Annotated in this window: 13 protein-coding genes; 7 read left to right on the top strand and 6 right to left on the bottom strand. The window is 65.4% G+C overall.

The genetic code is table 11. The features are described 5' to 3' along the window. Positions 1–159: 159 nt before the first annotated feature. On the top strand, positions 160–489 hold the full coding sequence (locus tag ACE3S9_RS08265; RefSeq protein WP_374545969.1) for a GCG_CRPN prefix-to-repeats domain-containing protein: 330 nt from the start codon (positions 160–162) through the stop codon (positions 487–489). Positions 490–526: 37 nt separating this feature from the next. Here the strand turns inward: ACE3S9_RS08265 and ACE3S9_RS08260 are convergent, their stop codons facing one another. Beyond that, complete coding sequence (locus ACE3S9_RS08260; protein WP_374545968.1) at positions 527–1,765, bottom strand: NAD(P)/FAD-dependent oxidoreductase; 1,239 nt, start codon at positions 1,763–1,765, stop codon at positions 527–529. A 147-nt stretch (positions 1,766–1,912) separates the two neighbouring features. Between ACE3S9_RS08260 and rpe the strand changes: the two genes are divergently transcribed. From rpe to ACE3S9_RS08235, 5 genes are all read left to right on the top strand, one after another. Beyond that, a complete protein-coding gene (gene rpe, locus ACE3S9_RS08255) occupies positions 1,913–2,593 on the top strand; it encodes a ribulose-phosphate 3-epimerase (protein ID WP_374545967.1) in 681 nt (226 codons plus the stop codon). 174 nt (positions 2,594–2,767) lie between these two features. After that, a complete protein-coding gene (purB, locus tag ACE3S9_RS08250) occupies positions 2,768–4,078 on the top strand; it encodes an adenylosuccinate lyase (RefSeq protein WP_374545966.1) in 1,311 nt (436 codons plus the stop codon). Continuing rightward, positions 4,075–4,827 (top strand): sulfite exporter TauE/SafE family protein, encoded by a 753-nt coding sequence (locus tag ACE3S9_RS08245; RefSeq protein WP_374545965.1) that lies wholly within the window; start codon positions 4,075–4,077, stop codon positions 4,825–4,827. Before purB ends, ACE3S9_RS08245 begins: the two co-directional genes overlap by 4 nt. Positions 4,828–4,844: 17 nt before the next feature. Continuing rightward, positions 4,845–5,039 (top strand): hypothetical protein, encoded by a 195-nt coding sequence (locus ACE3S9_RS08240; protein ID WP_374545964.1) that lies wholly within the window; start codon positions 4,845–4,847, stop codon positions 5,037–5,039. A gap of 83 nt (positions 5,040–5,122) precedes the next feature. Further along, a complete protein-coding gene (locus ACE3S9_RS08235; RefSeq protein WP_374545963.1) occupies positions 5,123–5,428 on the top strand; it encodes a hypothetical protein in 306 nt (101 codons plus the stop codon). A gap of 276 nt (positions 5,429–5,704) precedes the next feature. Here the strand turns inward: ACE3S9_RS08235 and kdsA are convergent, their stop codons facing one another. The 4 genes from kdsA to ACE3S9_RS08215 all read right to left on the bottom strand — a co-directional run bounded on the left by kdsA (position 5,705) and on the right by ACE3S9_RS08215 (position 8,252). Beyond that, entirely contained in the window at positions 5,705–6,559 is an 855-nt protein-coding gene (gene kdsA / locus ACE3S9_RS08230) for a 3-deoxy-8-phosphooctulonate synthase (protein ID WP_374545962.1), read from the bottom strand. Between the two features lie 11 nt (positions 6,560–6,570). Beyond that, positions 6,571–7,239: a hypothetical protein gene (locus ACE3S9_RS08225; protein ID WP_374545961.1), complete on the bottom strand. Its 669-nt coding sequence runs from the start codon at positions 7,237–7,239 to the stop codon at positions 6,571–6,573. Between the two features lie 79 nt (positions 7,240–7,318). Then, positions 7,319–7,651, bottom strand: coding sequence for a hypothetical protein (locus tag ACE3S9_RS08220; protein WP_374545960.1), 333 nt, complete (start codon positions 7,649–7,651; stop codon positions 7,319–7,321). 88 nt (positions 7,652–7,739) lie between these two features. Next, positions 7,740–8,252, bottom strand: a complete 513-nt coding sequence (locus ACE3S9_RS08215; protein ID WP_374545959.1) for a winged helix-turn-helix transcriptional regulator — start codon at positions 8,250–8,252, stop codon at positions 7,740–7,742. A 131-nt stretch (positions 8,253–8,383) separates the two neighbouring features. Between ACE3S9_RS08215 and ACE3S9_RS08210 the strand changes: the two genes are divergently transcribed. Continuing rightward, a complete protein-coding gene (locus ACE3S9_RS08210; protein ID WP_374545958.1) occupies positions 8,384–8,836 on the top strand; it encodes a nuclear transport factor 2 family protein in 453 nt (150 codons plus the stop codon). Between the two features lie 344 nt (positions 8,837–9,180). Here ACE3S9_RS08210 and ACE3S9_RS08205 read toward each other — a convergent pair whose 3' ends face one another. Next, positions 9,181–10,809: a CTP synthase gene (locus ACE3S9_RS08205; protein WP_374545957.1), complete on the bottom strand. Its 1,629-nt coding sequence runs from the start codon at positions 10,807–10,809 to the stop codon at positions 9,181–9,183. Positions 10,810–10,839: the final 30 nt, after the last annotated feature.

The raw sequence follows: 10,839 nt of genomic DNA, 5'->3' as shown, positions 1-10,839 counted from the left end.
CCCCGGGCGGCGGCTTCCGCCTTCTTTATAACATGAGCCTGGCAGAAAACTTTTTTCGCCGCGACGCGTTTCGTCTCTGGCGCACAGCTCATGCTCCAGTTCACGCCGGGTTCATCTGCGTTGATTATATTGGCATTACTCTAGTGCAGGAGAGACGAAATGACATTTTTCGGAAAAGGCTTCGTGGTCGCCGCCGCCCTTTTCGGCGCGAGCCTCGGCGGAGCGGCGACGGCGGACGCCATGCCCATTGCGCCGGTCGCCGGCGGAATCGCCGCGCCGATCGAACAGGCAGGCTGGCGCTGCGGCCCGGGCTGGCATGTCAATCCGTGGGGCCGTTGCGTCCCCAATGGCTATGGCTACGGCGGCGGCTATTACGCGCCCCGGCCCGTCTATCGTCCCTACGGCTTCTATGGCCCGCGGCCCTATTATCGCCGCCCCTATTACGGCGGCTACCGCCACCCCTATTATGGCGGCTATCGCCGTTGGTGACCTGACGGATCGAGCCGCCGCCGGCCGGGGCCGCGGCTCAGAACCGCTCGATAGCAAACGGTTTCGGATCGGCGAAAGGTTTTTCGCCGATCATCATTTCCGCCAGCAGCCGTCCTGAAATGGCGGCCAGAGTCAGCCCGTGATGCTGGTGACCGAAATTGAACCACAGGCCCCTGTGGCGCGGCGCCGGTCCGATGACCGGCAGCATATCGGGCAGGCAGGGGCGACGCCCCATCCAGGGCTGCGCGTCAAGCCTCTCCCCCAACGGAAACAGTTTGCGCGCGACAATCTCGCCGGCGTCGACCTGGGTGTAATCCGGCGGCGCGTCACGCCGCGCGAATTCGGCGCCGGTGGTCATGCGTATCCCGCGCGCCATCGGCGCCAGCAGAAAACCATTGTCGGCGTCGAGCGCCGGATGATTCAGCACGGCGCCGGACGCCGGCGCATAATGCATGTGATAGCCCCGCTTGACCGCCATCGGAACGGCATAGCCGAGCGGCCCGGTCACGATATCGGCCCAGGGTCCGAGACAAACCACCGCCTCACGCGCGACAATCGCACCCTGCTCCGTCTCGACGCCATAGCCGGCGCTGGCGGGCCGGAAGGTCCTGGCGTCGCCGCGCAGGAACGCGCCGCCGCGCTGCTCGAACAAGACCAGATAGCTCTGCGTCAGCGCCAGCGGATCCGACAACGAGGCCGGATCGAGATAATGCACGGCGGCGTGGACGCCCGACAGCGAGGGCTCGATCGCGCGCAAGGCCGCCGCGTCATAGAGCGCCACCTTGAGGCCATAGGGCTCGATCTTCTCCGCCGCCGCTTGTCCCGCCGCGAAGGTCTCCTCACTACGGAACAATTTGAGCCAGCCGGTCTTGCGCATCAGACCCAGCGCGCCGGACTGGGCCATCAGCTTTTCATGCTCGCTCAGGCAAGCCTCGATCAGCGGGCGCACGGCCATGGCGTTGCGAAAGGCGCGGTCGGGCGCGCTCTCCCGCCAATAGCGCAGCAGCCAGGGCGCAAAATAAGGCAGGTCGCGCAAATGATAGCGCGCCTCATTGGCGCCATTGACCGCATAGACCGCCAGAGCGCGCCAATCGCGCGGGAAGAGATAAGGAAAGATCGAGGCGCGCTCGATCAGGCCGGCATTGCCGAACGAGGTCTCCTCGCCGGCGCCGCGCCGGTCCACCAGGATCACGCCGCGCCCGCGCGCCTGGATCTGCAGGGCGGCCGCGACGCCGACAATTCCGGCGCCAAGCACGAGCACATCGGTCTGACGCATGACGACATTCCCTTGGCGCGAGGCGTTTGTTCCGCCCCGGCGCTAGCTTTGACACAGCCTTGCAACAGCGGCGCCACGGGCGCAAGTGTGGACGCGGGCCCGCCGATCCTGTAGGAGCGGGTTTCAACGAAACAGCAGGAAACGACCATGCGCCCGCTGAAAATCGCCCCATCCATCCTCTCGGCGGATTTCTCCAGACTCGGCGAGGAAATCCGCGCCATTGTCGCGGCCGGCGCCGATATCGTCCATGTCGATGTCATGGATGGTCATTTTGTGCCCAATATCACCATCGGGCCGGATGTGGTGAAGGCGATCCGCCCGACCACCGACAAGATTTTCGACGTCCACCTGATGATCTCGCCGGCCGATCCCTATCTGGAGGCCTTCGCCAAAGCCGGCTCGGATTATATCGTGATCCATGCCGAGGCCGGCCCGCATCTGCACCGCTCGCTGCAGGCGATCCGGGCGATGGGCAAGAAGGCCGGCGTCTCGCTCAATCCGGCGACGCCGGAAGATGTGGTCGAATATGTGCTCGACGATATCGACCTGATCCTGGTCATGTCGGTCAATCCCGGCTTCGGCGGCCAGAAATTCATCCCCGCCACACTCGAAAAGCTGCGTCGGCTGAAAGCGATGATCGGTGAGCGGCCGATCGATCTCGAAGTCGACGGCGGCGTCACGGCCGAAAACGCGATGGACATTATCGGGGCAGGCGCCAATTGGCTGGTGGCCGGCTCGGCGGTGTTCAAGGGCGGCCCGGAGCATTACAAAAAGAACATCGAAGCCCTCCGCCTCGCCGCCCAGATGGCGCGGGGCGAAGTCGTATAACACGGTCCTCCCTTCTCCCCTTGCGGGAGAAGGTGGCTCGCCGCAGGCGAGACGGATCAGGGGGACGCAACCGGCGAAGAACCCCTCATCCGGCGCTGACGCGCCACCTTCTCCCGCAAGGGGAGAAGGAATCCGCCCCCAAGATTCACATCCCTTCCAGCAAGAGTCACCCCCATGATCCCCCGCTATTCCCGCCCCGAAATGGTCGCCCTCTGGGAGCCGCAGACCCGGTTCAAGATCTGGTTCGAGATCGAGGCCCATGCCTGCGACGCACTCGCCGAGATCGGCGTGATCCCGAAGGAAAGCGCCAAGGCGATCTGGGAAAAGGCCGGCCACGTCACCTTCGACGTCGACCGTATCGACGAGATCGAGCGCGTCACCAAACATGACGTCATCGCCTTCCTGACCCATCTCGCCGAATTCATCGGGCCGGATTCGCGCTTCGTCCATCAGGGCATGACCTCGTCCGACGTGCTCGACACCTGCCTCTCGGTCCAGCTCGCCCGCGCCGCCGACATTCTCATCAAGGATGTGGACGACCTGCTCGCCGCCATCGAGCGCCGCGCCTTCGAGCACAAGCTCACGCCGACTATTGGCCGCTCGCACGGCATCCACGCCGAGCCGGTGACCTTCGGCCTGAAAATGGCCGAGGCCTATGCCGAATTCACCCGCGCCCGCAAACGCCTCGTGGCGGCGCGCGAGGAAATCGCCACCTGCGCCATTTCCGGCGCCGTCGGCACTTTCGCCAATATCGACCCGCGTGTCGAAGAGCATGTCGCCGCGAAAATGGGCCTGACGCCGGAGCCGGTCTCGACCCAGGTCATCCCGCGCGACCGTCACGCCATGTTCTTCGCCACGCTCGGCGTCGTCGCCTCGTCCATCGAGCGCCTCGCCATAGAGATCCGCCATTTGCAGCGCACGGAAGTGCTGGAGGCCGAGGAATATTTCTCGGAGGGCCAGAAAGGCTCCTCCGCCATGCCGCACAAGCGCAATCCGGTGCTGACCGAAAACCTCACCGGCCTCGCCCGGCTGGTGCGCGGCATGGCGCTGCCGGCGATGGAAAATGTGGCCTTGTGGCATGAACGTGATATTTCGCATTCCTCGGTCGAGCGCATGATCGGCCCCGACGCCACCGTGACGCTGGATTTCGCGCTGGCGCGCCTGACCGGCGTGATCGACAAGCTGCTGGTCTATCCAAAAAACATGCAGAAGAATCTCGACCTGCTCGGCGGCCTCGTCCATTCGCAGCGCGTGCTGCTGGCGCTGACGCAAAAGGGCGCCTCGCGCGAGGACGCCTATAAATATGTCCAGCGCAACGCCATGCCGGTCTGGCGCGGCGAGGGCGATTTCCTCGACCTGCTGAAAAAAGACCCCGACGTGAAGAAGCTGCTGAGCGACGCCGAACTGGAAGAGAAGTTCGACCTCGGCTACCACCTCAAGCACGTCGACACGATCTTCACGCGCGTGTTCGGGCGGACGGCGTGAACGACGTCTTTCTCATCGCGGGCGCGGGTCTGCTCGCCGGCGCCATGAACGCCATCGCCGGCGGCGGCTCCTTCGTCACCCTGCCGGCCCTGATCACGGCGGGCGTTCCGGCGCTCAACGCCAACGCCTCCTCCACCGTGGCGCTGGTGCCGAGCGCGCTCGCCAGCGCCTATGCCTATCGCAAGGATTTCCAGGATTTCGAGGGCGTTCGCTTTCGCGACATGGCGCTGCTCTCGGTGGCGGGCGGCGGCGCGGGCGCCCTGCTGCTGGAACACACGCCACAGAGCGTGTTCGCCACATTGGTGCCCTTCCTGCTGCTGTTCGGGACTTTGACCTTCGCCTTCGGCAATCAGGCCGGCGCCTGGCTGCGCGAGCGCATCCACATCACGCCGCGCATGATGCTGGTCAGCCAGTTCCTGCTCGGCGTCTATGGCGGCTATTTCGGCGGCGCCGTCGGCATCATGATGCTGGCGGCGTGGAGCCTGCTGACCTCCGCCTCCATCGCCGCCATGCAGCCGGCGCGTAATCTGCTCAACGCCGCGATGAACGCCACCGCCACCTTGCTGTTCATCCTCGGCGGGCTGATCTATTGGCGCGAGACGTTCATCCTGTTCGGCGGCGCGATCATAGGCGGCTATCTCGGCGCCCGTTACGCCCGCAAGATCGATCCGGCGCCGGCCCGCATCGTCATTTCCTGCCTCAACGCCGCCATGACCGTCTTCATCTTCTGGCGGACCTTCGCCCATTGACGTCGAGAGGACCAAACATGCTCAGGACATTGCTGACCCTCGCCCTGCTCGCCGCCTCCTGCGCCGCGGGCGCGGCCCAGACGAGCGCCGCGCGCCGCCCGGAGGGCGCTCGGAACGGGGATTTCGTCCGGCGCCAGCATGAACTGCATCGGCCGGGTCATCACCATCCCCACGCGCGGCGCCACCCGCATTTGAGCGTGCGCCCGCGCTGAACGGATCGCGCCGGTTCAGCCGCCATTCAGGCGGTCCGGCTCATTCTTCCCGACAGTTCGCCAGAGATGTTGGGGAGCCTGAAATGTTCAAATCTCTCGTCGCCGCCTCGATCCTCGCCTCAGGGCTTATCTTGGGGCCTGTCTTGGGCGTCGCGCCCGCCTCCGCACAGGATTGGGGCGACCGATACGACCGCGGCTACAGCCAAAACGACCAATACGATCGCGGGCCGGACCAACCCGGCTGGCGTCGATACGGCGACGATGACCGTCGCTGGAATCGCTATGAAAACGCGGACCGCTGGGGCTGGGACCAGCCTCGCCCCCATTGGCGCCATCGCTGGCATGACTGGGACCGCGAAGACGGCGGCGACGACAACCAATCGTTTTGACGTCCGGCGCCCTTCGTCATCAAGCGAGCGCCAAGCGATGCGGGCGACTTTCCGCTGACCCGAACGGAATGGAGACTCCAATGCGCAAGATCAACATCTTGGCCATGGCTTTGGCATTGCTCTGCGCGCTGCCGCTGGCGGCCGCGCCGGCCTCCGCGCACGGTTGGCATCATGGCTGGGGTCACGGCCATCACTATGGTTGGCGTCACCACCACGGCTGGCGTCACCACCACCATTGGCGCCACTGGTGAAACGACCGGCGATTAGCCGCCGTCCTCAAAGCCCCTTGCTGAGCCGGTCGAAGGCGCTCAGCCTTTCGAGCAAAGCCGGCATTTCGGCGAGGGGCACCATATTGGGGCCGTCCGAAAACGCCTCGTCGGGGCGGTCATGCGTCTCGATGAACAGGCCGGCGACGCCGACCGCGACCGCCGCGCGGGCCAGGACCGGCACGAATTCGCGCTGGCCGCCGGAGGACGTTCCCTGCCCGCCCGGCTGCTGCACGCTATGGGTGGCGTCGAAAATCACCGGCGCGCCGATCTCGCGCGCCATGATCGGCAGGCCGCGAAAATCCGTGACCAGCGTATTATAGCCGAACGAGGCGCCGCGTTCGGTCACCAGCACATCGGGATTACCGGCGTCATAGATCTTGGCGGCGACATTCTTCATGTCCCAGGGCGCGAGAAACTGGCCCTTTTTCACATTGACCGGCTTGCCGGTCGCAGCGGCCGCGAGCAGCAGGTCGGTCTGCCGGCACAAAAAGGCCGGGATCTGCAGAAGGTCCACGACTTCGGCGACGGCCGCGCATTGCTCCTTCTCATGCACATCGGTCACGACGGGCAGGCCAAACTCACGCTTGATCTCGGCAAAAATGGCCAGCGCTGCATCGAGCCCGACGCCGCGCTTGCCGGAGGCCGCGGTGCGGTTGGCCTTGTCGAAGGAGGATTTGAACACATAATCCATGCCGAGCTTTTCGGTCAGCGCCGCCATCTTCTCGGCCATGAACAGCGCATGGTCGCGGCTTTCCAGCGCGCAGGGGCCGGCGATCAAAGCCAGCGGCAGATCATTGCCGAAACGCGCGGCGCGCGGGCCCGCGCCAATGGTCACGACGGCGTTTCTTGCGGCTTCTGACATGAAATCTCCGATCACGCCTGTTCGAAGGCGATGCCGACGCCTTCCACGGCGCCGGCGAGCAGGCGGCCGGCCTGAAGGCGCGGCTCGAGCCCGTGGGTTCGCAAAATGGCGGCCGTTTCCGCCAGATTTTTGACCGCGAAAACCAGGCCGCCGACATGGAAGCCGCCCGGACGCGGCGAAAAGCCGAAACGATAGGCGAAAGCCGGCGCGCTCAGCACGTCGAGGCTCGCGCCACTCAGCCGGATTTCCAGCCCCGCCGACGTCGCCAGCATTTCGCGCTGGCCGGTGAGGGCGGAGAGAAATTCGGCGTGATCGGCGGGCGATTCCGCAACAGCGCCCACGGCGCGCAAGGCGACCGCGCCATTGGCGTGCTCCGGCGCGCCCGCCGCCGCCGGCTCGGCCAGATGGAAACAGGCCCCCGCCCCGTCCAGCGGCTCGGGTTTCGCGCCACTCGTCACGCCCGGTCCCGCGCTCAGGCCGACAGCCACGACGCCGGCGTCGCGAAAATCGAGCGTCACGCCATCCGCTAGCGCGATTCCGGCGCCCCCCGCCTCCAGCGCGAAGCCGCGCTTGCGCCAGCCTTCGGCGAGGTCCTCGCGACGGCGCGCGACCAGGGAGACATGGGTGATATGACGCGGCATGACCAGTTCTTTGTGAGCGGCGCGGGTCTTATCGGTCAATCGCGCCGTGCAGGCAAGCCTTCCGTCGCCGCCGCCCGGCTGGGCCATCGGCGCGGCGAACCGGCGTTTCGGCGCCTTGTCAGAGGAGCATAGCTACGGTCAGCCCGGCGAAGGCCAGCGTCAAAGCCCCCATATACAAGCGCAGGGTGGCCTGATAGCGCCGGCCGGGATTTTCGTAGCGACGGTTGTCGAGCAGACGGAACAGAACCGCCCCGAACAGGCCGATGCTGACGACGAGGGTGAAGACGATCACGTCGAACACCATGCGGGACGTCGCGTGCAAAGCGTCCGGCTGCACGGCGGAATTAGCCAGAAACGAAAGCAGGAAACCCATGATGATGCCGATGGAGGTCACCATCGGCTGCCGATATCCCGCGATATCATCTTGATAAATATCGTTCTTATCGGTCATCGCCTTGATGCTGGCCCTGCTTGCCCGCGCGAGCTTAAGAGGTCCGGGCCGGTGTTGTAAACGCAAATCCGCTGGCCGGCCCGCCCGTTCATTCGCCCATTTGCCCAGAGCCCGCGAGCAGTCGCGCGACGACCTTCGTGCCCGGCAGCGCCGCCCCGCCCGGCCCCGGCATGGGCGTGACGTCATCGGCGCCGAAGGGCTTGCCGCAGGCCGAACAGACGATGCGCGGCTGGAAGCCGCACCCGCAGGCCTTGTGCCGAAACAGGATCGGCGCGCCCTGCTCCGGCTGGGCCCAGCGGTCGCCCCAGGCGGTCAGCGCGATCAGGATCGGCACGAGGTCGCGGCCGGCTTCGGTCAGGCCATATTCGTAACGGCGCGGACGCTCCTGATAGGCCCGCCGCTGGATCACGCCATGATCCTCGAGCGCCTTGAGCCGACGGGTCAGGAGGTTGCGCGAGACGCCGAGGTCTTCGGCCAGCGCGTCGAACCGCTTCACGCCGATGAACAGATCGCGCAGCACCAGCGGCGTCCACCAGTCGCCAACCAGTTCCAAGGCCCGCGCCAGCGAACAGCGCATTTCGGCGAAACTCGTTCTTTCCATGCGCGCGTTTCCCCAATCGCAATGACGGCCTCGGAGCCGCCAAACTAGTCAGTTGCATGATTGAACGCAATATGGCATTTTATAGTTCATTTATTGAACTTTAAGGATAATAAATGATTTAGGAGGCGAGTATGTATCATGCCCTCGTCCACCACCGGATCGTCGCTCTATTCGAGGCCGTGGGCCGTGGCGACGCGCAGCCGGTGCTCGACGCCTTCGCGCCGCGCTTCGCTCATGCTTTTCTCGGCCGCTCCGCCTTGGGCGGAACGCGCCATTCGCTCGCCGCGACCCGCGATTGGTACGCGCGGCTCTACCGTCTGCTGCCAGGGATTAAATTCGATCTAAAGGCGATCGAGATCGCCGGCCCACCCTGGAACACGCTCGTGCTGGTCGATTGGCGGGAGAGCAATCACGGCGCCGACGGCGTGACGACAGAAAATTTCGGCCGCCATGTCGCGCGCCTGCGCTGGGGAAAGATGGTGGAGCTGACGATCTGCCCGGACACCGCGGGGCTTCAGGCGACGCTCGACCGCCTCGCCACGGCCGGCTTCACCGAGGCCCATGCGACGCCGATAGAGGATTGAGCGCGCCCACTCGCATGCCGTCATTGCTTCGCCTCGCTTGCAATGACGGCCTCCCTCTATCTTCGAGGGGCCCGGCGCCCCCTCTCCCCGCCTGCGGGGAGAGGGCTGGGGTGAGGGGCCTGAAGCGCCAACGCCTCGAAAGCCGACGCCCCTTGACCAAACCTGACCGGACAGCGCTCTGTCAGACGCCCCTCACCCCTGCCCTCTCCCCGTTCACGGGGAGAGGGAGACCGGCCCGGCCCCTGCGGCAGTAGATCGACGAAAACATTGACCTTCGAAAACGCCTTGTTCCGCGCCGCCGAGGAAGCCCCGTGCTCGCAACTGACCGCGCGGCTAATTGCCGCTCAAACCAGCCGGCTCTGCGCCTTGGCCGCCGCGATGAAGCTCGCGAAGAGAGGATGCGGCTCGAAGGGGCGCGATTTCAGTTCGGGGTGATATTGCACGCCGATGAACCAGGGATGGTCGGCGATTTCCACCGTCTCCGGCAGCAGGCCGTCCGGCGAGGTGCCGGCGAAATCCAGCCCGCAGGCCTCCAGCCGCTCACGATAGCCCATATTGACTTCGTAGCGATGGCGATGGCGCTCCGAAATATGGCTCGTCCCATAGATTTCAGCGATTTTCGAGCCCGGCCTCAGCTCGGCAGGATAGGCGCCCAGGCGCATCGTGCCGCCGAGATTGCCGCTGTGCGAGCGCTTTTCCAATTCATTGCCGCGCATCCATTCGGTCATCAGGCCGACGATGGGTTCGGGCGTCGGGCCGAATTCGGTCGAGCCGGCCTGCGCGATTCCCGCGAGCGAACGCGCCGCCTCGATCACCGCCATCTGCATCCCGAAACAAATGCCGAAATAAGGCACCCGGCGCTCGCGGGCGAAACGCGCCGCCGCGATCTTGCCCTCCGCCCCGCGCGAGCCGAAACCGCCCGGCACCAGAATGCCGTGGACATGCTCCAGATAAGGCGAGGGATCCTGATGCTCGAAAATTTCCGATTCGATCCAGTCGAGATGGACCTTCACGCGGTTGGAAATGCCGCCGTGAGCCAAGGCCTCGATCAACGACTTATAGGCGTCCTTGAGGCCGGTATATTTGCCGACAATGGCGATAGTGACTTCGCCTTCGGGATTATGCACCGCCTCGGTGACGGCGTTCCAGCGGCTCATGTCGGGGCGCGGCGCCGGCTCGATGCCGAAGGCGGCCAGCACTTCATGATCGAGCCCGGCGGCGTGATAGGCGCGCGGCACGTCATAGATCGAGGAGACGTCCAGCGCCTCGATCACCGCCGATTCGCGGACATTGCAGAACAGGCTGAGTTTCCGGCGCTCCTCGGCCGGGATCGAGCGGTCGGCGCGGCACAGCAGAATATCCGGCTGGATGCCGATCGAGCGCAGCTCCTTGACCGAATGCTGGGTCGGCTTGGTCTTCACCTCGCCCGCCGAGGGGATATAGGGCAGCAGCGTCAGGTGGATATAGACGCAATGGTGATGCGGCAGGTCGTTGCCGAGCTGGCGGATCGCCTCCAGGAAGGGCATGGCCTCGATGTCGCCGACCGTGCCGCCGATCTCGACCAGCACGAAATCATAGCCGGAATTGCCGTCGAGGACGAATTCCTTGATGGCGTTGGTGACATGGGGAATCACCTGCACCGTGCCGCCGAGATAATCGCCGCGCCGCTCGCGCGTGATGATGTCCTGATAGATCCGGCCGGTGGTGACATTGTCCATGCGATTGGCCGAGCGGCCGGTGAAGCGCTCGTAATGGCCGAGATCGAGATCGGTCTCGGCGCCGTCGTCGGTGACGAAGCACTCGCCATGCTGATAGGGCGACATGGTGCCCGGATCGACGTTCAGATAGGGGTCGAGCTTGCGCAGCCGCACCGTATAGCCGCGCGCCTGCAGCAGGGCGCCCAGCGCCGCCGAGGCCAACCCCTTGCCGAGGGAGGAAACCACGCCGCCGGTGATGAAGATATACCGCGCCATCGCAGGGTCGCCTCAAGTATGAGCGGGACG

This window comes from Rhodoblastus sp. (genome assembly GCF_041915505.1).
Taxonomy (GTDB): Bacteria; Pseudomonadota; Alphaproteobacteria; order Rhizobiales; family Beijerinckiaceae; genus Rhodoblastus.
This window is presented reverse-complemented; position numbering and strand designations above follow the sequence as displayed.